Source organism: Pectobacterium nicotianae, from assembly GCF_023272715.1.
GTDB classification, from domain to species: Bacteria; Pseudomonadota; Gammaproteobacteria; order Enterobacterales; family Enterobacteriaceae; genus Pectobacterium; species Pectobacterium brasiliense.
In genome coordinates, this window is record NZ_CP096821.1 from 3,577,541 (window position 1) to 3,600,899 (window position 23,359).

23 protein-coding genes and 1 other RNA gene are annotated in these 23,359 nt (G+C 51.1%); 11 read left to right on the forward strand and 13 right to left on the reverse strand.

Annotated features, from left to right (window positions below; all coding sequences use genetic code 11):
- Positions 1-81: 81 nt before the first annotated feature.
- A complete protein-coding gene (gene ybaL, locus MYB54_RS16015) occupies positions 82-1,767 on the forward strand; it encodes a YbaL family putative K(+) efflux transporter (protein WP_014914554.1) in 1,686 nt (561 codons plus the stop codon).
- Between the two features lie 103 nt (positions 1,768-1,870).
- On the opposite strand, the gene hemH is transcribed toward ybaL, so the two are convergent.
- From hemH to MYB54_RS16055, 8 genes are all read right to left on the reverse strand, one after another.
- Complete coding sequence (gene hemH, locus MYB54_RS16020) at positions 1,871-2,833, reverse strand: ferrochelatase (protein WP_157765230.1); 963 nt, start codon at positions 2,831-2,833, stop codon at positions 1,871-1,873.
- Between the two features lie 222 nt (positions 2,834-3,055).
- The gene (gene adk / locus MYB54_RS16025) at positions 3,056-3,700 is read right to left on the reverse strand and encodes an adenylate kinase (protein WP_010286252.1); all 645 of its coding nucleotides are present in this window, start codon (positions 3,698-3,700) and stop codon (positions 3,056-3,058) included.
- 263 nt (positions 3,701-3,963) lie between these two features.
- Positions 3,964-5,847, reverse strand: a complete 1,884-nt coding sequence (gene htpG, locus MYB54_RS16030; protein ID WP_180774649.1) for a molecular chaperone HtpG — start codon at positions 5,845-5,847, stop codon at positions 3,964-3,966.
- 180 nt (positions 5,848-6,027) lie between these two features.
- Entirely contained in the window at positions 6,028-6,633 is a 606-nt protein-coding gene (gene recR, locus MYB54_RS16035; protein WP_014914551.1) for a recombination mediator RecR, read from the reverse strand.
- A complete protein-coding gene (locus tag MYB54_RS16040; RefSeq protein ID WP_010286242.1) occupies positions 6,633-6,962 on the reverse strand; it encodes a YbaB/EbfC family nucleoid-associated protein in 330 nt (109 codons plus the stop codon). Before MYB54_RS16040 ends, recR begins: the two co-directional genes overlap by 1 nt.
- Positions 6,963-7,002: 40 nt before the next feature.
- Positions 7,003-9,075, reverse strand: coding sequence for a DNA polymerase III subunit gamma/tau (gene dnaX / locus MYB54_RS16045; RefSeq protein ID WP_248721053.1), 2,073 nt, complete (start codon positions 9,073-9,075; stop codon positions 7,003-7,005).
- A gap of 74 nt (positions 9,076-9,149) precedes the next feature.
- Positions 9,150-9,704 carry an adenine phosphoribosyltransferase gene (gene apt, locus MYB54_RS16050; RefSeq protein WP_014914549.1) on the reverse strand — a complete coding sequence of 185 codons (555 nt, stop codon included), beginning with the start codon at positions 9,702-9,704 and terminating at the stop codon, positions 9,150-9,152.
- 217 nt (positions 9,705-9,921) lie between these two features.
- Complete coding sequence (locus MYB54_RS16055) at positions 9,922-10,317, reverse strand: DUF454 family protein (protein ID WP_014914548.1); 396 nt, start codon at positions 10,315-10,317, stop codon at positions 9,922-9,924.
- Between the two features lie 208 nt (positions 10,318-10,525).
- On the opposite strand from MYB54_RS16055, the gene priC reads away from it, so the two are divergent.
- On the forward strand, positions 10,526-11,062 hold the full coding sequence (gene priC / locus MYB54_RS16060) for a primosomal replication protein PriC (protein WP_014914547.1): 537 nt from the start codon (positions 10,526-10,528) through the stop codon (positions 11,060-11,062).
- A 37-nt stretch (positions 11,063-11,099) separates the two neighbouring features.
- Positions 11,100-11,270 carry a pleiotropic regulatory protein RsmS gene (rsmS, locus tag MYB54_RS16065; protein WP_014914546.1) on the forward strand — a complete coding sequence of 57 codons (171 nt, stop codon included), beginning with the start codon at positions 11,100-11,102 and terminating at the stop codon, positions 11,268-11,270.
- Positions 11,271-11,326: 56 nt separating this feature from the next.
- Here the strand turns inward: rsmS and acrR are convergent, their stop codons facing one another.
- Complete coding sequence (gene acrR / locus MYB54_RS16070; RefSeq protein ID WP_014914545.1) at positions 11,327-11,968, reverse strand: multidrug efflux transporter transcriptional repressor AcrR; 642 nt, start codon at positions 11,966-11,968, stop codon at positions 11,327-11,329.
- Between the two features lie 164 nt (positions 11,969-12,132).
- Here acrR and MYB54_RS16075 point away from each other — a divergent pair, with 164 nt between their 5' ends.
- From MYB54_RS16075 to MYB54_RS16100, 6 genes are all read left to right on the forward strand, one after another.
- Entirely contained in the window at positions 12,133-13,326 is a 1,194-nt protein-coding gene (locus MYB54_RS16075) for an efflux RND transporter periplasmic adaptor subunit (RefSeq protein ID WP_248721054.1), read from the forward strand.
- Between the two features lie 28 nt (positions 13,327-13,354).
- Positions 13,355-16,483 (forward strand): efflux RND transporter permease subunit, encoded by a 3,129-nt coding sequence (locus tag MYB54_RS16080; RefSeq protein WP_014914543.1) that lies wholly within the window; start codon positions 13,355-13,357, stop codon positions 16,481-16,483.
- 230 nt (positions 16,484-16,713) lie between these two features.
- The gene (locus MYB54_RS16085) at positions 16,714-16,962 is read left to right on the forward strand and encodes a type B 50S ribosomal protein L31 (protein ID WP_014914542.1); all 249 of its coding nucleotides are present in this window, start codon (positions 16,714-16,716) and stop codon (positions 16,960-16,962) included.
- A 17-nt stretch (positions 16,963-16,979) separates the two neighbouring features.
- Positions 16,980-17,123, forward strand: a complete 144-nt coding sequence (gene ykgO, locus MYB54_RS16090; RefSeq protein ID WP_005976091.1) for a type B 50S ribosomal protein L36 — start codon at positions 16,980-16,982, stop codon at positions 17,121-17,123.
- A 598-nt stretch (positions 17,124-17,721) separates the two neighbouring features.
- Positions 17,722-18,090 carry an Hha toxicity modulator TomB gene (gene tomB / locus MYB54_RS16095; RefSeq protein ID WP_010282247.1) on the forward strand — a complete coding sequence of 123 codons (369 nt, stop codon included), beginning with the start codon at positions 17,722-17,724 and terminating at the stop codon, positions 18,088-18,090.
- A 53-nt stretch (positions 18,091-18,143) separates the two neighbouring features.
- On the forward strand, positions 18,144-18,347 hold the full coding sequence (locus tag MYB54_RS16100) for an HHA domain-containing protein (protein WP_005976087.1): 204 nt from the start codon (positions 18,144-18,146) through the stop codon (positions 18,345-18,347).
- Positions 18,348-18,930: 583 nt separating this feature from the next.
- On the opposite strand, the gene ffs is transcribed toward MYB54_RS16100, so the two are convergent.
- Positions 18,931-19,027, reverse strand: an RNA gene (gene ffs / locus MYB54_RS16105) — signal recognition particle sRNA small type.
- A 185-nt stretch (positions 19,028-19,212) separates the two neighbouring features.
- On the opposite strand from ffs, the gene MYB54_RS16110 reads away from it, so the two are divergent.
- Positions 19,213-19,533, forward strand: a complete 321-nt coding sequence (locus MYB54_RS16110; protein WP_010282239.1) for an MGMT family protein — start codon at positions 19,213-19,215, stop codon at positions 19,531-19,533.
- A 19-nt stretch (positions 19,534-19,552) separates the two neighbouring features.
- Here MYB54_RS16110 and MYB54_RS16115 read toward each other — a convergent pair whose 3' ends face one another.
- A complete protein-coding gene (locus tag MYB54_RS16115) occupies positions 19,553-20,134 on the reverse strand; it encodes a YbaY family lipoprotein (protein ID WP_014914539.1) in 582 nt (193 codons plus the stop codon).
- A gap of 212 nt (positions 20,135-20,346) precedes the next feature.
- On the opposite strand from MYB54_RS16115, the gene tesB reads away from it, so the two are divergent.
- Positions 20,347-21,210 (forward strand): acyl-CoA thioesterase II, encoded by an 864-nt coding sequence (tesB, locus tag MYB54_RS16120; protein WP_014914538.1) that lies wholly within the window; start codon positions 20,347-20,349, stop codon positions 21,208-21,210.
- Positions 21,211-21,349: 139 nt separating this feature from the next.
- Here the strand turns inward: tesB and amtB are convergent, their stop codons facing one another.
- Together amtB and glnK are read right to left on the reverse strand one after the other, a co-directional pair.
- Entirely contained in the window at positions 21,350-22,636 is a 1,287-nt protein-coding gene (gene amtB, locus MYB54_RS16125) for an ammonium transporter AmtB (RefSeq protein WP_185893748.1), read from the reverse strand.
- Between the two features lie 39 nt (positions 22,637-22,675).
- A complete protein-coding gene (gene glnK / locus MYB54_RS16130; protein ID WP_002208627.1) occupies positions 22,676-23,014 on the reverse strand; it encodes a P-II family nitrogen regulator in 339 nt (112 codons plus the stop codon).
- Positions 23,015-23,359 lie beyond the last annotated feature (345 nt).

The following is a 23,359-nucleotide window of genomic DNA, read 5'->3' on the forward strand; positions in this document are numbered from 1 at the left end:
CGCCGCTAACCACGCTGTAACTTCAAGGCAAGAAGGGTAAATCCGCTCAATGACGTTTCACCTATGGCACAAGGAGTTGGGATGCATGCTGCAACACCGCTAATTTCTACTATCGCTGGGGGGCTGGTTCTTGCTTTCCTCCTTGGTATTCTGGCAAACCGCCTGCGTATCTCTCCCCTTGTTGGTTACCTTGCCGCAGGCGTACTTGTCGGTCCTTTTACCCCCGGCTTCGTTGCCGATACCTCACTGGCATCAGAGCTCGCTGAACTTGGCGTCATCCTGCTGATGTTTGGTGTTGGTCTGCACTTCTCGCTGAAAGATCTCATGGCGGTAAAGTCCATCGCCATTCCCGGTGCGATAGCCCAGATTGCCGTGGCAACGCTACTTGGAATGGGGTTATCCACCATGCTGGGTTGGAGCCTGGCGAGCGGCCTGGTTTTCGGCCTTTGCCTCTCAACCGCCAGTACCGTAGTGCTGCTACGCGCGTTGGAAGAACGACAGCTTATTGATAGCCAGCGTGGCCAAATCGCCATCGGCTGGCTAATTGTAGAAGATCTGGCGATGGTTCTTACGCTGGTTCTGCTACCGGCATTCGGCGACATGATCGGCGCTGAGCATGCCGACACCAGCAAACTGCTGACCGATTTAGCCTGGACCATCGGTAAAGTGATTGCGTTTATTACCCTGATGATTGTCGTTGGTCGCCGTCTGGTGCCGTGGGTATTAGCAAAAAGCGCCAGCACCGGCTCACGCGAGCTTTTCACGCTGGCGGTGTTAGCCATGGCACTCGGCATCGCCTTTGGCGCGGTGAAACTGTTTGATGTCTCCTTTGCACTGGGCGCATTCTTCGCTGGTGTGGTATTGAACGAATCTGAACTCAGCCAGCGTGCGGCGCACGACACGCTGCCGCTGCGCGATGCCTTCGCCGTACTGTTCTTCGTTTCCGTCGGTATGCTGTTTGATCCGATGATCCTGCTGAATGACCCGATTTCCGTGCTGATCACGCTGGCTATTATCGTGTTCGGTAAGTCAGCCGCCGCCTTCGTGCTGGTTCGACTCTTTGGTCACTCCAAGCGAACAGCATTAACGATTTCCGCCAGTCTGGCGCAGATCGGTGAATTTGCCTTTATTTTGGCTGGGCTCGGCATTGTGTTGGGGCTGCTGTCCGAAGAAGGACGGAATCTGGTGCTGGCCGGGGCCATTCTCTCCATCATGATAAACCCGCTGCTGTTTACGCTGCTTGAGCGCTATCTGGCGAAGCATGAAACCATCGAAGAGCAGATCGTAGAAGAAGCCATTGAGGAAGAGAAACAGATTCCTGTCGATATGTGCAATCATGCGCTGCTGGTTGGCTATGGCCGTGTTGGTAGCCTGATTGGAGCCAAACTGCATCAGGCTGGGATTCCCATCGTTGTGATTGAGAACTCACGTACGCGTGTTGATGCACTGCGTGAACAGGGAATCAAAGCCGTATTGGGCAATGCGACCAAGCCTGAAATCATGGATATTGCGCGTCTGGATTGCGCTCGTTGGCTATTGTTGACCATTCCGAACGGCTATGAGGCGGGTGAAATCGTCGCGGCAGCCCGTGAGAAGCGCGCCGATCTGGAGATTATCGCCCGCGCGCACTATGACGATGAAGTCAGCTACATTACCGAGCACGGTGCCAACGAAGTGGTAATGGGTGAGCGGGAAATCGCCAATAGCATGATCACGCTGCTGAAGCTGGATGAGATCCCTCCTGCACCTCAGGCGTGCCCTATCTAAATAGCTACACGTTAGAGACAAAAATGGCGGGCTTAATTTGCCCGCCATTTTTTTACGCTGTACGCCATGCCTTCAAACATCACCAGACAAGGCAACCTCGCCCCTACTCTGCTTTACTCACTAACTGTTCCAGCAGATCGATGTGCAGCGGATCGTCATTGAGCGCAGGAATATAGTGGAAAGCCTCTCCGCCTGCATGCAGGAAGATCTCACGGTTCTGTTCCTGAATCTCTTCCAACGTTTCCAGACAGTCCGCGGCAAAACCGGGACACATAATCTGAATGTGTTTGATTCCCTGCGCGGGCAGCCCCTGCATGGTTTCATCCGTATAGGGTGTCAGCCAGGGTTCACGGCCAAAACGCGACTGGAAGGTCATCATTACTTTGCCTTCCGGCAGCCCCAGCGCGGCAATCAGCGCTTCCGTAGTCGCCCGACAGCGTTGCGGATAGTCATCCCCTTCATTGGCATACCGCACCGGGATGCCGTGATAGGAAATCACTAATCTGTCGGGTTCGCCGTGTTCAGCAAAAGACTGCTCGACACGGTGCTTCAACGCCGCAATATAAGCAGGGTGTTCGGCATAATCACGGATAAAGCGAATTGCAGGCAGTTGACGATTATCACGCAGCTGCGCGGCTAACCCATCCCACACGGCTGCAGTGGTTGAGCAGGAATACTGCGGATACATCGGCAAGACAACCAACTGCGTGACACCCTGCGCCAGTAACTTATCCAGCGCCGAACGCAGACTGGGCGAACCATAGCTCATCCCCAGCTCAACGGGCGTTTCCGGCATACGCGCGGCCAGTGCCTGCTGCTGTCGACGGCTAATCACCAACAGCGGCGATCCTTCTTCCATCCAGACCGACTGATAGAGTTTCGCCACTCGCGGTGAGCGGGTTGGCAGGATGATGCCGCGCAGCAGCGGCCACCATAGCAGACGCGGCGTATCCACTACGCGTCGGTCGCTTAGAAACTCCGCCAGATAACGCCTTACCGCCTGCGGCGTCGGGGCATCGGGCGTCCCTAAGTTCACCATCAGCACGCCGTATTTCTCTTGTTTCATCGCCGTCTTCCTTTTATGGAGAAGCAGGCTTTCTCTCAGCCCGCCAGTGCGTAACATCAAATGCCTATTGTAGCGAAAAAAAGCTAAACAAATACGGGTAGATAGCAGGGATAACGCCAATGCTATCAATAGAGGAAACAAAGCAAACGAGGATTTCAGAACGAAAAAATGCCAGACGGTCGTCTGGCATTCAGATGTTTGGGTATGATTCGTGTAGAAAAATTAGCCCAGAATGGTTTCCAGTTCTGCGCGAACTTCTTCCACTTTACGCGTGCCTTCCACTTTGAAATAGCGTGTGTTACCTGCTTCCGCTTCTTTCTGGTAGTAGGAAACCAGTGGGGCAGTCTGCTGATGGTACTCAACCAGACGTTTACGCACGGTATCTTCCTGATCGTCTTTACGAATAGTCAGATCTTCGCCCGTCACGTCGTCTTTGCCTTCAACTTTAGGCGGATTGAATTTTACATGGTAGACACGACCGGACGCCGCATGAACGCGACGGCCAATGATACGATCGATGATCAGTTCGTCAGGAACTGCAAATTCGATAACGTAATCCACATTGATGCCTGCATCTTTCATCGCATCAGCTTGTGGAATGGTGCGTGGGAAGCCATCCAGCAGAAAACCGTTACGGCAATCCTCCTGGGCGATGCGCTCTTTAACCAGAGCAATGACCAGTTCATCAGTGACCAGTTTACCTGCGTCCATGATTTCTTTAGCCTGCTTGCCCAATTCAGTACCCGCTTTTACCGCTGCACGCAGCATGTCACCCGTGGAAATCTGCGGAATACCGTATTTCTCCATGATGAATTGAGCCTGAGTACCTTTGCCTGCGCCCGGAGCGCCCAGCAGAATAATACGCATCGCGTAAATCCCCTTGCTATGTAATATTTATAAAATAAATTTGAAAAACGCTAAACCATACCATTCCAGACGCTTATGCTCAAGGAACGGGCTCGCTTCAGCAACGCGCAGGCAGATGAAAAAAAGCAAGATACCTAAAAATACGGTTTGCCGTCTGCCCAATGTTGCCATTCAGTGTAGACGAAGAAACGCCCAATAACGGAAGGAAACGTAAAATCGGGGGGAAGACCCCGGTTAACACCGGGGTCTGGAGGATATCACTATCAGGCACTTAACAGCTGATTCATACGGCGGATGAACAGGTTCGGATCGTCCAGCGTACCGCGTTCGGCCAGCAGAGCTTGATCCAGCAGCAGCTCGACCCACTCGCCAAACTCCGCCTCATCAGAAACGTCCGCCGCACGTTTAATGAGCGCGTGCTCCGGGTTCAGTTCAAAAATGTACTTCACTTCCGGCGCTTGCTGGCCTGCCGCTGCGAACAGTTTCGCCATCTGCGTGCTCATCTCGTCCGCATCCGTTACGACAATCGCAGGCGTATCGGTCAAACGGTAGGTGAAACGCACATCTTTAACGCGCTCGCCCAGCAGGGTTTTCACACGCTCAACAAACGGCTCCAGCGCTTTTTGTGCTTCTTTCTGCGCATCGTTTTCTTCATCAGCCAGTTTATCCAGCGTATCATCCGCTTTGCTGACTGACTGGAAGGATTTACCGTCGAATTCGGTCAGGTAGCTCATCATCCATTCGTCAATACGCTCGGACAACAGCAATACCTCGATGCCTTTCTTACGGAACAGCTCCAGATGTGGGCTGCTCTTCGCCGCCGCGTAGCTGTCTGCGGTGATGTAGTAGATCTTGTCCTGACCTTCCACCATCCGGCTAACGTAGTCTTCCAGCGATACCGTCTGTGCGGAGCTGTCGGATTGCGTGGTGGCAAAGCGCAGCAGTTTCGCGATCGCTTCGCGGTTGCTGCCATCTTCCGCCGGGCCTTCTTTCAGCACCAGACCAAACTGTTGCCAGAACGTCTGGTATTTTTCCGCATCGTCTTTCGCCAGTTTATCCAGCATTTGCAGCACGCGTTTAGTCAGTGCATTACGCAGGTTCTGCGTCACACGGCTGTCCTGCAAAATCTCACGGGAAACGTTCAACGGCAGATCGTTGGAATCAATCAGGCCACGAACAAAACGCAGGTAGTTCGGCATGAACTGCTCGGCGTCATCCATAATAAAGACGCGCTGAACGTACAGCTTCAAGCCATGTTTATGATCGCGGTTCCACATATCCCACGGTGCACGCGCAGGGATGTACAGCAGGCTGGTATATTCCTGCTTACCTTCCACACGGTTGTGGCTCCAGCTCAGCGGATCGGTAAAGTCGTGGGAGATGTGTTTATAAAACTCGTTGTACTCTTCATCGCTGACTTCTGACTTGCTGCGCGTCCACAGAGCCTGCGCCTTGTTAATTTTTTCCCAGCTAACGGTAGACTCACCGCCTTCTTCTTCGCTTTCCGTCTGGGCTTCAATTTCTACTGGCAACGCGATATGGTCGGAATATTTGCTGATGACGGAACGCACACGCCAGTCATCCAGGAACTCGTCTTCACCTTCGCGCAGATGCAGAGTAATTTCCGTACCGCGATCGTCTTTGGTGATGTCAGCGATGGTGTAGTCACCTTCGCCGGCAGATTCCCAGTACACGCCCTGATCGGCATTCGCACCCGCGGCACGGGTACGCACAGTCACTTTATCTGCCACGATGAAGGCGGAGTAGAAACCCACGCCGAACTGGCCAATCAGTTGGCTATCTTTAACCTGATCGGAACCCATAGATTCCAGAAAAGCCTTGGTGCCGGATTTCGCAATCGTACCCAGATTATCAATGACTTCGTCACGGCTCATGCCGATACCGTTATCAGAAATCGTCAGCGTACGTTTTTCTTTATCCGTAGACACCCGCACGCGCAGGTCGCCATCGCCCGCATACAGTTCTGGTGCAGACAGCGCACGAAAACGTAATTTGTCTGCCGCATCGGAGGCGTTGGAGATCAATTCACGCAGAAAGATTTCTTTGTTGGAATAGAGCGAATGGATCATCAAATGCAGGAGTTGCTTAACTTCGGACTGGAACCCGCGAGTTTCTTGGCCTTTCATACTCATTGTTGCTTACCTCAATCCTAATATTATTCAGGCTGATTAAACTGACGATAAGTAGCAAGTGGGGATAAACCAAGGTGATTTCAAGGGGTAAATTTCAGCGAAAAAAGAAAACGGTGAGAGGAAAGAGGAAAACAAGACTGCGGCTGCCAGATAATCATACTGGCAGCCGACAGATTAAAACCGGAAAGGCTGACGACCTGCAAGTGAATGGGAAAGTGTGGTGCCATCGACCATTTCCAGCTCACCGCCAACGGGAACACCGTGTGCAATGCGGCTGGCCATCACGCCGTGTTGTGCGCACAGTTCAGCGATATAGTTTGCCGTCGCATCGCCTTCTACCGTCGGGTTAGTCGCCAAAATCACTTCGCTTATCGATTCCACCTGCAGGCGTTCTTCCAGCCGCCCCAAACCGATATCGTCCGGGCCAATACCATCCAGCGGCGACAAATGTCCCATCAGAACAAAGTACCGACCAGCAAACTGCCCCGTCTGTTCAATGGCGTGAATATCAGCCGGGCTTTCTACCACACAAATCTGCCCGTTTTGCTGGCGGCGCGGATTCGAGCAAATCGCACAAACGTCCTGCTCGGTGAATGTCCGACAATCGCTACAGTGACCGATTTCGGACATCGCCCGCGTCAACGCCTGCGCCAGACGCATACCGCCACTGCGGTTACGTTGCAGCAGTTGAAACGCCATGCGCTGCGCCGACTTGGGCCCAACGCCCGGCAGGCAGCGCAGCGCTTCCATCAATGACTCAAGAAGCGGACTGGTCTGCATCAGAACGGCATCTTGAAGCCCGGCGGCAGTTGCATACCGCTGGAAACCGCTGCCATTTTCTCTTTCTGCGTTTCCGCGATACGACGAGCGGCATCGTTGAACGCCGCAGCGATCAGATCTTCCAGCATCTCTTTATCGTCTTCCATCAGGCTTGGATCGATCTCAACACGGCGGCAGTTATGCGCACCGTTGATCGTAATTTTCACCAGACCTGCACCCGATTCGCCCGTGACTTCCAGATTCGCCACTTCTTCCTGCATCTGCTGCATTTTTTCCTGCATCTGCTGGGCTTGCTTCATCAGGTTGCCAATTCCACCTTTACCAAACATAGTTTTCTCTCTATCACGTCGGGCTGCGTACTCGCAGCGGTTAAACAGGGCGGATACTTTCTTCGTCCAGTTCCGCATCAAAGAAACGCCGCAGCGTTTGAATCGTTGTATCGGCCAGAATTGACTGACGCGCCTGCGCCAGCTTCTCTTCATAGATGGCCTGACGCCACTCCAGCGGCGTCCGCACCGCCGGATTGTCGTCTTCAGTAATCAGTAATTCTACAGGATGCCCGTAGTGAGCCGTCAATGCGTCCGCCAGCGTCTTTTGCGCCGCCGGCGAATTCAGGTGCCGCTGGGATGAACGCAGATGCAGATGAACCTTGCCTGCCTCTTCGCTCTCTTTAAACGCATTGAGTGCCAGCTGTTGTACCAGCTTTGGCAGCGTCAGGCGATGGATTTCCGCCGCCCAGGCATCTCGCTCCAGTGACTCTTCCGCCAGCCGTGCTGCCAGCTCCGGCGTTTTTTCGTGTTCTAATGCCGAACGCAGCGCTTTTGGCGTTGCGACGTCGACCTTCTCTTCTTCGACTTTATTCTGCGCCCGCCAACGATACGCTTCCGGCTTTTTGGGCTCGGAGGGAGATGTCTTCGCGTTTTGCCGTTGAATGCTGCGCTCAGTCACAGAAGCTAATCGCTCCAGCGCTGAGGTTGCCGGCCGCGTATTGTCAGACGCTGCCGGATCAGCCTTTTTTGGTGGCGTACTCCCCTGTTTTCGCAGGAGCTGGCTGCGAGCCTGTAACAGCTGAGAAGTCGCATCAGGCAGCTCGCCCTCACCATATTGATCCGCCGAACCCGTTGAAGCAGGCGGTTCTCCTAACGGTGGCGCATACGCAGAGGCATCCATCGGCGGTTCGGGAGAATAAGATGGAGGCTGCACGTTTTCATGCGGCTCACTGCTTGGCTGAATTGGCGCACGAACCGTCGCCGATGCTGTAGCACCGGGCTGCTGTACAGGAAGCTGAATAGAAGGCGCACGCGCAACCTGAGCAGGCGCGGCGCTTACGGGTGCCACGGGTTCAGCGATAACCTGACTGGGATGAAACGCCAGCGCTCTCAGTAGCGTCATTTCAACGCCCATCCGACGATCTGGCGCAAAAGGCAATTCTTTGCGGCCAATGAGCATCGTCTGATAGTAAAGCTGAACGTCCGCCGGTGGCAGCGCACGCGCTAGTTCCCGCATACGGGCTTCAACCGCAGCGTAATCATCACCCAGCGCCGCAGGCAGCAATTGAACCATCGCAATACGGTGTAACAGCGTCTGGGTTTCGACCAACAGCGATTCCCAGTCCACACCCCGCGCCGCGACCTGGTCTAACAGCGACATGACCTGCGCACCATCACCTTTCGCCAACGCCTCAATGAGTGCCAACGGCTGCTCATCATCCAGCGTACCCAGCATTTGGCTGACGGAAGCGGTCGTGACCTGACCTTGCCCCATGGCAATGGCCTGATCGGTCAGACTCAGCGCATCACGCAAGCTCCCATCGGCAGCACGTGCCAGAAGCTGTAGCGCACGCGGCTCACTGACGAGATTTTCTGCCTGTAATACCTGCTCCAGATGCGCACGAATCTGTTCGACATCCAGCGCTTTGAGATGAAATTGCAAGCAACGCGACAGAATGGTCACCGGCAGTTTTTGCGGGTCGGTGGTCGCCAGCAGGAATTTGACGTGCGGAGGTGGCTCTTCCAGCGTTTTCAGCAGCGCATTAAAGCTGTGGCGCGATAGCATGTGTACTTCGTCAATCAGGTACACCTTGAACCGCCCACGCGCAGGAGCGTACTGCACATTATCCAGCAGATCGCGCGTGTCCTCGACTTTAGTGCGAGACGCGGCATCGATTTCGATCAAATCGACAAAACGACCCTGCTCGATTTCACGGCAGTTGTCACACTGACCACAGGGCGTTGCCGTCACGCCCTGTTCGCAATTCAGCCCTTTTGCCAACAAACGGGCAATCGACGTCTTCCCGACACCGCGGGTGCCGGAAAACAAATACGCGTGATGAATTCTGCCTAGGGAAAGGCCGTTAGCCAACGCGGTCAGGACATGTTCCTGACCGACAACATGGGTAAAGGTTTGGGGACGCCACTTACGGGCAAGAACCTGATAGCTCATCAATACCGCAACAGTCGAGTTATTGAGGCGATCATGCTAACACAGCCACGCCGCTATCGGCGAGACTGTTATGATTAATGTCCGGGGAAGTCAACCAGGCTATAGCAGGTGACGCCCATCTCGGTCAGACGCTGCTCGCCGCCCAGATCGAACAAATTGATGATAAACGCAGCATCATTGACCGAACCACCCAGACGACGGATCAATTTCACCGTGGCCTCAAGCGTACCGCCAGTTGCCAACAGATCGTCAATCACCAGCACGTTGTCGCCAGCGGAGATCGCATCTGCATGAATTTCCAGCGTATCTGAACCGTATTCCAGTTCATAGTTTTCACTGATAGTCGGACGTGGCAGCTTGCCCGGTTTACGCACGGGAACAAAACCCACGCCCAGCGCCAACGCAACCGGAGCGCCAAACAGGAAACCACGCGCTTCCGTACCAACAACCTTCGTCACACCGGTGTTGCGGTAACGGTTTGCCAGCATCTCAATACTGGCTGCATAGGCCACAGGATCTTCCAGCAGGCTGGTGACATCACGGAACAGTATGCCCGGCTTCGGATAATCGGGGATGCTTTTGATACTGTTTTTAATTAATTCTGCCTGCTGCTGCGCTGTTACGGTCATCATAGTTGTGCCTGATAAAACATTCTGAACATACAAATGCCGGTCACCACAAGGCTTTCATCATCGCATGAGGTGATGAAGAGGCATTATGACAAAGAGGAAAATGGCGACCCGCGCACGAAAACGGTCAAATTTAGTCAAAGTGACGGGTAAATGCAACTATCCGCACTCTGGGTGCGTATTTTTTGTATTCCCGTCACAGAGGCCGCCGCTTACGCTATCTTTTCGGATCTGCGCCCTGCGTTTGTTGTTCTGGATCAATCACGGGTAAACGAAGCATGAAGGTCAGTAAAATAGCCAAAATGACCAACAACAAAATCCTGACCCAGATGAGCTTAACCAGCCAGAGCGACAGCGCGAACGTTAACAGAATCATGGTGACTGCCTTCCATTTTGCCCCCGGCGGCAACGCACGATGTTTCTGCCAATGGCGCAGATAGCTGCCAAACCAGGAGCGGTACAGCAGCCAGTCATGGAAACGCGGGGACGAGCGGGCAAAACACCAGGCGGCCAGTAGCAAGAAAGGCGTTGTCGGTAATAAAGGTAACACGACGCCCAACGTTGCCAGCACAACGGAAACCCACCCCAATATCATCAGCAACACGCGATACATATTCACCTTTATACTTTGTTCACTACCACTATGCGTTATCTACTCAATAAGCTTTGTCTACGACAATACCCATAACACTTTATCACCACCTTGCCCGATGAATTAGTTAAGATATCCTCATGCAGTGTATTAAGGCGACACAGACTCACTCTGCCGATCTACCACGCGCCGACTCGCTGAATCATCAGCCTTACCGTAAGGGAAAAAAGTGAACACGCATCGATTGCTGCAGGCACTTGAACAACAAATTAACACGCTGGCGAAAGAGCTTGAACCGCTGGCGGATAAAGCCGTGCCGCAATCGCGCTTTGATCGTCAGCTTTTTAGCAGCTACGGCACTCGGCTACGTGACTATCGCGCCGAAGTTGAACAAAACCTGCACGCGATAAAGCAGTTAGTTGCAGAACAGCGCACCGATCGCGTGGCATTTCTGGCTGAAAAGCTAGTCAGCCAGATAGCCGCATTGCAGCGGGAGCTGGCGACGCAGTCATTACGCAGGCAGGAGCAAAATTCCGCCCCACAGCCGGAAGATGTGTATCACAAGCTGGCGGAACATCAGGATTATGAACGCCGTTTACTTTCCATGATTCAGGATAGAGAAAGCCTGCTCACCACGCAGACGCTCTTCAGCGAACAACAGCGATTGCAAAAAGAGCTGGCGGCGCTGGAAGGACGGCTGTCACGCTGCCGTCAGGCGCTGTCGCGGCTGGAGCGTCAGATAGAACGCCGGGAACAAGGACTATAGCGCGGCGGCTTCGCCGAGGAAAAAGAGGAACTGGTTTATGTCACTTGAAAACGCCCCACCCGACGTCAAGCTGGCGGTCGATTTGATTATGCTGCTGGAAGAAAACCAGATCGAACCGCGTATCGTGCTGGCCGCATTAGAGATTGTGCGCACCGATTTTGAAAAGAAGCTATCACAAGAAGAAGGTGGCGCTAAATCCTTTACCTAAAGCAAAAATAACTCAGCACGTAGAGGCAACGAGTGCTAGCACCGTCGTTCAATAGCTTACTCAGCGGGTTTACGTAGCGCCGGGCTAAAATGCAACATATCGATAAAGGCATCCACCAGCGACGGGGCTTCCTGATCGAGATCGAAACTTTCCGGCATAAATAGCCAGTTCTCCATCACACCAGAAAAATAGGCACGCAGCGCAATTGCCGCACGACGAGAATGGATATCCGTCGGCAACATGCCCAGACGGATGCACTCAATCAGATTTTCTTCAATATCGACATAGCAGGAAAGATAGAGCTCTTTGCGCGCGTTGTACGATTGCAACATTTCACCGACAAACTCACATTTGTGAAAAGCGATTTCCATAATGGAACGCCAGTGCGTATCACTAACCGTTAAACGCAGCATATAAATCAATAATTCACGCATCACGCGGAGTGGATTATCAGGAAATTTTGTCTGATACTCTATTTTAAACTCATCTATTTTTGACTCTGCCAACGCCCAGATTCCGTCAAAAATTTCGGCTTTGTTTTTAAAATGCCAATAAATAGCACCGCGGGTCACACCAGCAGCGGTGGCAATGTCAGACAATGAAGTCGCGGACACACCATGCTCAGAGAACACTCTTAACGCAGTATCCAGTATCTGTTGTCGGGTTTCCTGAGCCTGTTTTTTGGTTTTTCGTGCCATGATAATTTGGTTTTTCGTGCCATACCGCTGTATTTGAAGGAAAGTGAGATTTACATACATTCAAGTATGTATGTAACATAGCATGAACATAAGACTATAGCAGCAATGGGTTTTGAGCTTGTGATCCATTGGTCAATTTCAAATCGGACACTTGAGGTTTATCTATGAACAAAAACAGAGGGCTAACGCCTCTGGCGGCAGTTCTGATGCTTTCCGGCGGCTTAATGCTCGCAGGATGTGATGACGGCAACAACCAGCAAGGCGGCGCACAGCAGCAGATGCCTGAAGTGGGTATTGTTACGTTAAAGACGGAAGCACTGAATGTAATGACCGAGCTGCCGGGCCGCACAAGTGCTTACCGCATTGCTGAGGTTCGCCCACAGGTTGGCGGCATTATCCTCAAACGCAACTTCGTTGAAGGATCTGACGTTAAAGCTGGCGCATCGCTGTATCAGATCGACCCCGCGACATATCAGGCAAGCTACAACAGCGCCAAAGGCTCACTCGCTCAGGCTCAGGCTCAGGCAGAAATTGCCCGTTTGACCGTTAATCGCTATAAGCCGCTGTTGGGCACCAGCTACGTCAGCAAGCAGGATTACGATCAGGCTGTCGCGACTTCTCGTCAGGCTGATGCTGCCGTTCAGGCTGCCAAAGCAGCAGTGGACACCGCACAAATCAATCTGGCTTACACCAAAGTTAATTCGCCAATCGAAGGCCGTGTAGGTAAATCAACGGTAACGGAAGGCGCATTAGTCGCAACTGGGCAAGCAACAGCATTAACAACCGTTCAACAGCTTGATCCGATTTATGTTGACGTCACGCAGTCCAGTAATGATTTCCTGCAACTGAAGAAAGAGCTGGAAAACGGCACGCTGAAACAAAGTGAAGGCAAAGCCAATGTCCGCCTGCTGTTGGAAAACGGTACTGAATATACTGAGGCAGGTACATTAGAATTCTCCGATGTCACGGTAGATGAAACCACCGGTTCCATTACGCTGCGTGCCATTTTCCCTAATCCACAGCACAACCTCCTCCCCGGAATGTTTGTACGCGCGCGCCTCGATTCCGGCGTTAACCCAACAGCCTTGTTAGTTCCACAGCAGGGTGTCTCCCGCGATCCACGTGGTCAGGCCACAGCGATGGTGGTTGGAGAAGGCGATAAAGTAGAACCTCGCACGCTTAAAACCAGTAAGGCAGTTGGTGACAAATGGTTGGTTACCGAAGGCTTGAAAGCGGGCGATCGCGTTATCGTCACTGGTCTGCAAAAAATCAGACCTGGTGCGCAGGTAAAAGCTAAAGAAGTCGCTCAAGAAAATCAGCAGGCGCAGCAAGCGTCAGCAGAACCCGCGAAGTCTTAAGACGTTCTAACAGGAGCCGGTATAATTCATGGCTAAGTTTTTTATAGATCGACCCATTTTTGCATGGGTACTCGCCATCATGGTGATGCTGACGGGGTTGCTGGCAATTGTTAAATTACCGATTGCCCAGTATCCAACGATCGCACCACCCGCGATTGAAATAACAGCAAACTATCCAGGGGCCGATGCATCAACGCTGCAAGATTCCGTGACGCAGGTTATCGAACAGAACATGAACGGTATCGATAACCTGATGTACATGTCATCAAGCAGTGACTCCTCAGGTACAGTGCAGATTACGCTGACCTTTGACGCAGGTACGGACGCGGACATCGCGCAGGTCCAGGTGCAGAACAAACTGCAACTGGCCATGCCGCTGCTGCCGCAAGAAGTACAGCAGCAAGGGGTTAACGTTCAGAAATCAAGTAGCAGCTTCCTCATGGTTGCCGCCTTCATCAGTGAAGACGGTAAAATGTCACAGGAAGATATCGCTGACTACGTGGCTGCTAACGTTAAAGACCCAATCAGCCGTACATCCGGCGTAGGTGATGCGCAGCTGTTTGGTTCCCAGTACGCGATGCGTATCTGGCTGGATCCGAACAAACTGAATAATTACCAGTTAACAGCCGGCGATGTTACCGCAGCGATCCGAGTGCAAAACAACCAAATCGCCGCAGGGCAGTTGGGTGGCGCTCCACCGGTTCCCGGTCAGCAGTTGAACGCTTCGATCATTGCGCAGACCCGTCTTAATTCAGCCGAGGAGTTTTCTAAAATCCTGCTGAAGGTGAACGCTGATGGGTCTCAGGTTCGCCTTAAAGACGTTGCTCGCGTTGAGCTGGGCGCAGAAGGCTACGACGTTATAGCGCGTTTCAATGGTAAGCCCGCTGCCGGTATCGGTATCAAACTGGCAACCGGTGCAAACGCGCTGGATACCGCAACCGCTGTAAAAGATGCACTGACCAAAGCGGAAGAGTTCTTCCCTGCTGGCCTGAAAGTCGTTTACCCGTACGATACAACGCCCTTCGTTAAGATCTCCATCAACGAAGTAGTGAAAACGCTGGTGGAAGCCATCGTACTGGTATTCCTGGTGATGTATCTGTTCTTGCAGAACTTCCGTGCCACGCTGATCCCAACCATTGCGGTGCCGGTCGTCTTGTTGGGGACGTTTGCTGTCCTCTCCGCGTTTGGTTATTCCATTAACACCCTGACGATGTTCGCGATGGTTCTCGCCATCGGGCTTCTGGTGGATGACGCCATCGTCGTCGTGGAAAACGTGGAACGTGTCATGGCGGAAGAAGGTCTACCGCCTAAAGAAGCGACAAAACGATCCATGGAGCAGATCCAAGGCGCGTTGGTCGGTATTGCGCTGGTTCTGTCCGCGGTATTCGTCCCGATGGCGTTTACCGGTGGCTCCACAGGGGCAATCTACCGCCAGTTCTCCATCACAATCGTGTCTGCGATGGTGCTGTCGGTTCTGGTCGCATTGATTTTGACGCCCGCGCTTTGCGCAACGCTGCTAAAACCAATCGCCAAAGGCGATCACGGTGAGAAGAAAGGCTTCTTCGGCTGGTTCAACAGACTGTTCGAGAAAAGCACGCATCACTACACCGATAGTGTGGCAAATATTCTGCGCAGCACGGGCCGTTATCTGGTCATCTATCTGCTGATTGTTGTCGGTCTGGCATTTCTGTTCTTACGCTTGCCGACGTCCTTCCTGCCAGATGAAGATCAGGGTGTTCTCCTGAACATCGTTCAGTTGCCTTCAGGGGCAACGCAGGAAAACACGCAGAAAATCATGGATAGAATGACGAACTACTATCTCGAGAATGAGAAAGGTAACGTCAAGTCTGTGTTTACCGTGACGGGTTTCGGGTTCTCTGGCCGTGGGCAGAATGCCGGTCTGGCCTTCGCCAGCCTGAGTGACTGGAGTGAACGAAGCGGTGCAGAAAATAAAGTTATGGCGATTGCAGGCCGAGCTAACGCAGCCTTTAGCCAGTATAAAGAAGCGATGGTTTTCGCAGTCAACCTTCCTGCGATTATCGAACTGGGTACCGCAACAGGTTTCGACTTCCAGTTGATTGACCAGGCTAACCTTGGGCATGCAAAACTGACGGAAGCACGTAACCAACTGCTAGGCATGGCGGCACAACGTCCTGATACCCTGGTGCAAGTTCGTCCTAACGGGATGGAAGATACACCACAGTTCCGTCTCGATATCGATCAGGAAAAAGCACAGGCGCTTGGTGTGTCACTGTCGGATATCAGTTCAACATTGGCAACCACGCTGGGTGGTTCTTATGTAAATGACTTTATCGATCGCGGTCGTGTGAAGAAAGTTTACGTTCAGGCCGATGCCCCTTTCCGTATGTTGCCAGATGACATCAAAAACTGGTACATCCGCGGTAGCAACGGACAAATGGTGCCATTCTCTGCATTCACGCAGAGCCACTGGGAATATGGTTCACCGCGTCTGGAACGTTACAACGGCCAACCATCCATGCAGATCCAAGGTCAAGCCGCGCCAGGTAAGAGTACCGGTGAAGCCATGGCATTGATGGAAAATTTCGTGACCCAATTACCGCAAGGTATCGGCTACGAATGGACGGGTATGTCCTATCAAGAGCGGTTATCTGGCAACCAGGCACCTGCAATCTATGCCATTTCACTGATTGTCGTGTTCCTGTGTCTGGCAGCGCTTTATGAGAGCTGGTCAATACCATTCTCCGTCATGCTGGTTGTTCCATTGGGGATCATCGGTGCGTTAATTGCAGCGAATATGACAGGTCTTGAAAACGACGTTTACTTTAAGGTGGGCCTGCTGACAACCATAGGGCTATCGGCGAAGAACGCCATATTGATTGTCGAATTTGCTAAAGATCTGATGGAGAAAGAAGGGAAAGGACTGATTGAAGCAACGCTTGATGCCGTTCGTATGCGTTTGCGTCCAATCCTGATGACATCACTTGCCTTTATCCTCGGTGTCATGCCGCTGGTTATCAGTAGTGGTGCAGGCTCCGGTGCACAGAACGCCGTTGGTACTGGCGTAATGGGCGGGATGATTACAGCAACCGTGCTGGCTATCTTCTTCGTTCCGGTGTTCTTTGTTGTTGTCCGCCGCCGTTTTGGCAAGAAAGTAGACGACACAACAGCACACTAAGGCTGAACATCCATCAATATCTCCCCTAAAGGCCGCCTAGCGGCCTTTTTTACTTTCCTGCCCTTCCTCTCAGCTCATTCTCACCAAACGAGCACAGAGCCGTTTGCATCGTTATCCGCCTCTATAGTGACTTAGAGAATGCTGCAGCCTTGCAACAACATAATGGTTGATCCTCGTGTCAAAAAAGCGCAACATGATAGATATGTTATAACATAACAAATGAGGCGGCTATGAAAGCAGGTATTCATCCTGACTATCGCACGGTGGTATTTCATGACACCAGCGCGGATGTTTATTACAAGACGGGATCAACGATTAAAACCGATCGAACCATTGAACTGGAGGGGGCCAGCTACCCTTACGTCACCATTGACGTTTCTTCGGCATCGCATCCCTATTATACCGGGAAGCAAAAAGAATATTCCAAAGAAGGCAGCACAGCGCGCTTCCAGCAGCGCTTTGGCAACTTCTTCAAGTAATCAGAGAGGGCTATAAAATGCAGGTGCTTAGTTCGCTACGTTCAGCAAAGAATCGTCATAAGGATTGTATTGTGGTCCGCCGTCGCGGGCGAGTTTACGTTATATGCAAATCCAACCCGCGCTTTAAGGCCGTACAAGGCGGAAAAAAGAAAAAAGGTTAATCTTTCTCGACTTCATCCCGATACAGTCAGTGTTATGACGCTAACACGACTGCACGGGATGATTCGCATGAAAAAACTGCTGAAACAATAAGATAACGAGTGCCAAAAGCCCTTATCCGCTGAGCAATCTCTTCGCATTCCTTCTGCCATTTCTCATATTTTCAGATAGAAATAATTAAATAAGCCGCAGACGAGTTTATTCTATGCTCATTGTTACAACAAAAAAATCTGAGGATTAATCAAAATAAATAGCAGTGAAAACCTTACCTATTATCCGCGAATTTTACGAACGCTTTTGCTATAGTCATATATAGAATGACGTAACCGTAACCACCATGGTATAGCTATACTTAAGGTTAAGTCATGAGATGTTGGTATTTACGCCAACCCTATTTCGCGACATAGTAGATACTAGGAGGGACGATAATCACTGTTTTCTCATTCACTACAGAACAAATCACAATGGTTCAACACTCTGTCTGTAACAACATGAATACGAAACAGCGTTAACGTTTTATCTTGTAAGCTTCATCAGTCTACCTGTTTACCAGGTGTTAACCGCAGTAACACTGAATAACGGCTTAACGGAGGGATTGATATGGATGAGTACACACCAAAACATTATGATATTGCCCAACTCAGATTCTTATGTGAGAATCTGTGTGACGAAAGCATAGCGACGTTAGGCGATAGCAGTCACGGCTGGGTCAATGATCCAACATCTGCGATCAATCTCCAATTAAATGAACTTATTGAGCATATCGCTACGTTTATTCTCACATTTAAAATAAAATACCCTAACGAAAGTGAGCTTTCAGAGCAGGTTGAAAAGTATTTGGATGATACTTACGTCTTGTTTAGCAACTATGGTATTAATGATGCTGAACTACGGCGTTGGCAGAAGTCCAAAGCAAAATTATTCGGAATGTTCTCAGGGGAGAACATCTGTACGCCTGCTAAAACTTAAGCAATAATTTATTTATATTTTTTAACCACCAGGTACTGCTTGCATAGGCCATTATGAAAAAAATCGACTATTTGATGCGTTTGCGTAAATGCACAACCATTGACACCCTCGAACGCGTTATTGAAAAAAACAAGTATGAACTCTCTAATGATGAACTGGAGATGTTCTTTTCCGCAGCCGATCATCGCCTGGCAGAACTGACGATGAACAAACTCTACGACAAAGTCCCTACTGCAGTATGGCGATACGTTCGTTAATTCCTAACGAAACGCATACAAAAACTGACATTAATTACACTGCGCCGATAATATTATCGGCCTTTGTTTTTATTATCTTTTTAACGTATTAATTGCGTAAGACTTGTAACAAATTGTATTTTTTATATTAAGTAAAAATGAATTCTCCCTCACATCTCATGCTTATTTCCCCAGCATTTATTGTTCACACCCTAAATAATTCGAGTTTCAGGAAGACGGCAAGAGAGAGAATCCTGATGAGCTTACTCAAGTAAGTGATTCGGGTGACTAAACGCAGCCAACGCACATGCAACTTGAAGTATGACGGGTATATAACAATCGCATCGATAGCATCACTGATAGTATTCCCATGATGAAAACAGAGGAGATAATAATTACCGCAATTATTACTCGCCAGGTAAAGATACACAGTTATCCTCTCGAAGAAACAGCGATCGGTAAATGGCACCTGTCGAACAAAGAATGGCGGCTCAGCGTTTATGCATGTCAGACAACGGGTTTATGGCAGAGAATGTCGTTTATGTGCAGGAGATGAAGACCAGTCTGGCGATGAAGCGGCTAACGAGGGCTGAAATGGTGGAGGCCCTGCCAGCTACATCCCGGCACACACGTCTCCTGCTGCGGCTGCTTCCTTCCGGACCTGACCGAATCCACAGGTTAATGTTGCGGGAGAACCGACAGGGCCTCCATTGACGACTTTATAACAGCTTGCACATGATAATCGCAACGTGTCACAAAGCGGTGGGCATTATCGGCGATGGGATAGGCAATTGCAAGCTAACACCGACTAACCGTTGTTTTCTTACCCACCCCACTGTGCCACTATGATGTTCAATCGGTTTAGGAACAGCAGGAATATCCGCGGATGTCAGAAGAAAACGATAATTTCCGCCAGCGCGTTTTTCAAATCGTCGCGGCAATCCCTTACGGAAAAATAGCGACCTATGGCGACATCGCGCAACTGGCCGATTCACCCAGAGCATCCAGGCAAGTCGGCGGAGTATTAAAACGTCTGCCGAAAGACAGCAAACTCCCCTGGCATCGGGTAATCAATCGTAAAGGCGAAATATCGCTGGTCGGTGGAGACTATGTTCGTCAAAAGTCAGCACTACAGGCGGAGGGCATCATTTTCAATCGTCAGGGAAAAGTTGATCTTGCGAAATATCGCTGGCAATACGCGCCATAACGGCGCGTATCCAGATAAATTACCAGATGGTCTGTGGTGCCATAGATGACGAGTCAGGCTGCCCCTGAAGCATATGAGGAGTCTGATTTGTCGGGTTAGACATCATTGATCCCTGATTTTTCGCGGGTAAGGGAACAGAGGCGACAGGTACCAGCACCAAATCGGCGTTATTTACCCCGTTGCTAATAACCGGCAAGACGTTCTCCGTCACCATCACGATGCGATTATCGATCGCAACGGCTGCGCTGAGTAAGATACGCGCGTTGGGCTGAATATCAGCCGGGTTATACGGTAATTCGAATTGGAAAGGTGCCTGCTTTCCTTCTGTACGCGTCACGCGCTGAGTGATCACTTTTGAAGGTGCATCCGCCAGCGATGCATCAGACACCGTAACGGTTAAAACGGCGTTGTGAGGGAGTGCAATGCGCTGACGAATATTCACCGTACCGGTTACCGCTGGCATTGCAACAGCTGGGCGTTGTGAAGATACAGAGGTGACAGGTGCGCCAGTTTGAGGAGAAACGCCATAATCATTCCTCTGTGCACATGCAACCAGAGTCATCGATAACGTGATACCGCCTAATATATGCCATAATTTCATTCGGTCAGTCTCCTTTATTATTGTCAGACTACCGGTATCGAAAACCGGCACTCATAAATAGTATGATTCACCCAACACAATAATGATGGTGCAAAATTCTGATATTTTCCTGAAACCCACACATTCATTGCAGTAAAAACCCATAACGAAATATTTTACACCTTAAAAAACAAACAGATAATTATTTATTCGCATCCATTGGGGCCGATACCATGAGTCAATCACTACAACACCTTCTCGACCTCCTGCATTTAGAGAAACTCGAAGAAGGGCTATTTCGTGGACAAAGCGATGATTTGGGGCTGCGTCAGGTCTTTGGTGGGCAAGTCGTCGGCCAGGCCATGTCAGCCGCTAAACAGACTGTCCCCGTCGAGCGCAACATTCACTCTTTCCACAGCTACTTTTTGCTACCCGGCGATAGCCAGAAACCGATTATTTATGACGTTGAAAACCTGCGCGATGGCAACAGCTTCAGCGCCAGACGCGTTAGGGCTATCCAGAATGGCCGCCCTATTTTTTATATGACGGCCTCATTTCAAAGTCATGAAGAAGGGTTCGAGCACCAAAATGTGATGCCAAACGTCACACCGCCAGAAAATCTGAAATCCGAGCAGGAAATCGCACAAGACATGCAGCACCTTCTGCCGCCCCGTTTTCACGATAAATTTATTCAGGCCAGCCCGATTGAGATACGCCCGGTTAAATTCCATAACCCACTAAAAGGTGAAGTAGACGAGCCGGTGCGACACGTCTGGTGTCGTGCCAGTAGCACGCTGCCGGACGATAAGCGTATTCACCAATATCTGCTCGGCTATACGTCTGACTGCAATTTTCTACTCACGGCCTTACAGCCTCACGGCGTTGGATTTTTGGAGCCGGGTATGCAGGTCGCTACCATCGATCACTCAATGTGGTTCCACCGTGATTTCCGGCTGGATGACTGGCTGTTATATACCGTAGAAAGCACGTCTGCATCCGGTGCTCGTGGTTTCGTTCGTGGGCAATTCTATACCCGGGAAGGCGTGCTGGTTGCATCCAGCGTGCAGGAAGGCGTCATACGTCGTCGCCAGCCGTAAACCTTGTGGCAGCCTCGTAACGTAAAAGACCACCTCATCTGGAGGGGGTTGGTTTAAGACTGATAATAAAACAGGCGTGGAGTCTCCCCCACGCCTGCTTACTGTATTCTGACTATCTCACTGATTAATTTACGCGATCTTATTGGTTGTAAGCGCTCTCGCCATGGCTGTTGACATCCAGACCTTCACGCTCTTGATCTTCAGGTACACGCAGGCCGACAACCATATCCGCGATCTTGAAGGCGACAAATGCCACCACGCCAGACCACACCAGACAAACAATCACGCTGAACAGCTGCACCCAAATCTGGTGTGCCATCGTTACGCCTTCTGCATAGCCGGTACCGCCCAGTGATGCAGAAGTGAATACGCCAGTCAGGATACAGCCAACGATACCGCACACGCCGTGAACACCGAACACATCACATGGGTCATCCACACGCAGCCATCTTTTCAGTACCGTTACGCCCCACAGGCCTGCAACACCGCCAGCCAGACCGATGATCAGTGCGCCACCCACACCAACCGTACCCGCTGCTGGCGTGATTGCCACCAGACCCGCGATACAGCCAGAGCATGCGCCCAGCAGAGAAGGCTTACCGCGGACCATCCACTCACCGCCAACCCATGCCAGAATTGCAGCGGCAGTCGCGACAACGGTGTTCAGGAAAGCCAGAGCGGCGATACCGTTCGCAGCACCCGCAGAACCCGCATTGAAACCAAACCAGCCGATGTACAGGATCGCCGTACCGATAAACACCATCGGCAGGTTATGCGGTTTGAAGGCCTCTTTGCCAAAACCAGCACGTTTGCCCAGCAGGTAAGCACCAACCAACCCAGCAACTGCGGCATTGATGTGAACCACCGTACCGCCAGCGAAGTCCAGCGCGCCATCAGCAGCCAGATAGCCACCACCCCATACCATGTGCGTCATCGGCAGGTAGGAGAACGTCAGCCACAGCGCAACAAAGATCAGTACAGCAGAGAAACGAATACGCTCAGCAATCGCCCCGACAATCAGCGCAACGGTGATACAGGCAAAGGAAGCCTGATAAGCCACGTGTACAAACTGATAGAAGGTGCCACTGATGGATTCAATCCCGATGCCTTTCAGCATAAAGGTGCTGAAACCACCGAAGAAGGCGTTACCTTCGCTGAAGGCCAGGCTATATCCGTAAACGACCCACAGGATACAAACCATCGCGAACGTTACGCTCACTTGCGTCATCATGGACAGAACGTTCTTAGAACGAATCAGGCCGCCGTAAAACAATGCGATGCCCGGTATAGTCATAAAGAGTACCAGTGCGGTACAAATCATAATAAAAGCGTTGTCCGCTTTATCAATCGTCGGTGTCGCAGCCATTGCCCAGGACGGGAGTAATGCCGCCACACCAAAACCTAATGAAGAGAGTAGTTTTTTCATTTTCATCCATCCCTATTTACGTATCTACGCTAGGTGTTATTAAAGTGCGGCTTCGTCAGTTTCACCCGTACGAATACGGATAACCCTTTGCAACTCGGCGACAAAAATTTTGCCGTCACCAATTTTTCCGGTGTACGCGGCTTTGCTGATAACATCGATCACTTCATCCAGTTGGTCGTCTGCAATCGCGATATCAATTTTTACCTTGGGTAAAAAGTTAACGCTGTATTCTGCGCCGCGGTATAGCTCCGCGTGTCCTTTCTGACGACCAAATCCCTTCACCTCAGTGACGGTGAGTCCCTGGATGCCGACAGAAGATAACGCTTCACGTACATCTTCCAGCTTGAATGGTTTTATCACCACAGTAACCAGTTTCATTTATCTTCCCCCTAGCCATTACGTTCAGGCTTTCGCCCGTCACTTGTTCGATTACATGCTCTATGAAGTCGGTCTACGTCATGACTAAAGCAAAGGGTGTGCCATAAATGATTTATCTGGCACAAATCAGGAAAGAGAACGCTATTAACGATAAGAAAGGGCAAAAAGAAAACCCGGTGGGAACAAAATGCAGGAAGAATCGGGCAAGAATTGCACTAATTTAGTGCACGAAGAGTATTTTCAGTGCAGTGCGGGGGAAAACCAGAATCACGATGCTTATTGATGGTGCGAAGCCATGAATAGACTGTCAGTCTGCACCACACAAGGCGGTGCAGACCGAGATAC

Bases quoted from the DNA above. Each gene is read 5' to 3' on its own strand.
- ykgO (WP_005976091.1), top strand. From the start codon at position 16,980: ATGCAGGTGCTTAGTTCGCTACGTTCAGCAAAGAATCGTCATAAGGAT.
- MYB54_RS16110 (WP_010282239.1), top strand. From the start codon at position 19,213: ATGTCAGAAGAAAACGATAATTTCCGCCAGCGCGTTTTTCAAATCGTC.
- ybaL (WP_014914554.1), top strand. From the start codon at position 82: ATGCATGCTGCAACACCGCTAATTTCTACTATCGCTGGGGGGCTGGTT.
- tomB (WP_010282247.1), top strand. From the start codon at position 17,722: ATGGATGAGTACACACCAAAACATTATGATATTGCCCAACTCAGATTC.
- recR (WP_014914551.1), bottom strand. From the start codon at position 6,633: ATGCAGACCAGTCCGCTTCTTGAGTCATTGATGGAAGCGCTGCGCTGC.
- tesB (WP_014914538.1), top strand. From the start codon at position 20,347: ATGAGTCAATCACTACAACACCTTCTCGACCTCCTGCATTTAGAGAAA.
- apt (WP_014914549.1), bottom strand. From the start codon at position 9,704: ATGACCGTAACAGCGCAGCAGCAGGCAGAATTAATTAAAAACAGTATC.
- adk (WP_010286252.1), bottom strand. From the start codon at position 3,700: ATGCGTATTATTCTGCTGGGCGCTCCGGGCGCAGGCAAAGGTACTCAG.
- hemH (WP_157765230.1), bottom strand. From the start codon at position 2,833: ATGAAACAAGAGAAATACGGCGTGCTGATGGTGAACTTAGGGACGCCC.
- dnaX (WP_248721053.1), bottom strand. From the start codon at position 9,075: ATGAGCTATCAGGTTCTTGCCCGTAAGTGGCGTCCCCAAACCTTTACC.
- MYB54_RS16075 (WP_248721054.1), top strand. From the start codon at position 12,133: ATGAACAAAAACAGAGGGCTAACGCCTCTGGCGGCAGTTCTGATGCTT.
- MYB54_RS16055 (WP_014914548.1), bottom strand. From the start codon at position 10,317: ATGTATCGCGTGTTGCTGATGATATTGGGGTGGGTTTCCGTTGTGCTG.
- MYB54_RS16040 (WP_010286242.1), bottom strand. From the start codon at position 6,962: ATGTTTGGTAAAGGTGGAATTGGCAACCTGATGAAGCAAGCCCAGCAG.
- acrR (WP_014914545.1), bottom strand. From the start codon at position 11,968: ATGGCACGAAAAACCAAAAAACAGGCTCAGGAAACCCGACAACAGATA.
- glnK (WP_002208627.1), bottom strand. From the start codon at position 23,014: ATGAAACTGGTTACTGTGGTGATAAAACCATTCAAGCTGGAAGATGTA.
- MYB54_RS16080 (WP_014914543.1), top strand. From the start codon at position 13,355: ATGGCTAAGTTTTTTATAGATCGACCCATTTTTGCATGGGTACTCGCC.
- MYB54_RS16100 (WP_005976087.1), top strand. From the start codon at position 18,144: ATGAAAAAAATCGACTATTTGATGCGTTTGCGTAAATGCACAACCATT.
- rsmS (WP_014914546.1), top strand. From the start codon at position 11,100: ATGTCACTTGAAAACGCCCCACCCGACGTCAAGCTGGCGGTCGATTTG.
- MYB54_RS16085 (WP_014914542.1), top strand. From the start codon at position 16,714: ATGAAAGCAGGTATTCATCCTGACTATCGCACGGTGGTATTTCATGAC.
- amtB (WP_185893748.1), bottom strand. From the start codon at position 22,636: ATGAAAAAACTACTCTCTTCATTAGGTTTTGGTGTGGCGGCATTACTC.
- htpG (WP_180774649.1), bottom strand. From the start codon at position 5,847: ATGAAAGGCCAAGAAACTCGCGGGTTCCAGTCCGAAGTTAAGCAACTC.
- MYB54_RS16115 (WP_014914539.1), bottom strand. From the start codon at position 20,134: ATGAAATTATGGCATATATTAGGCGGTATCACGTTATCGATGACTCTG.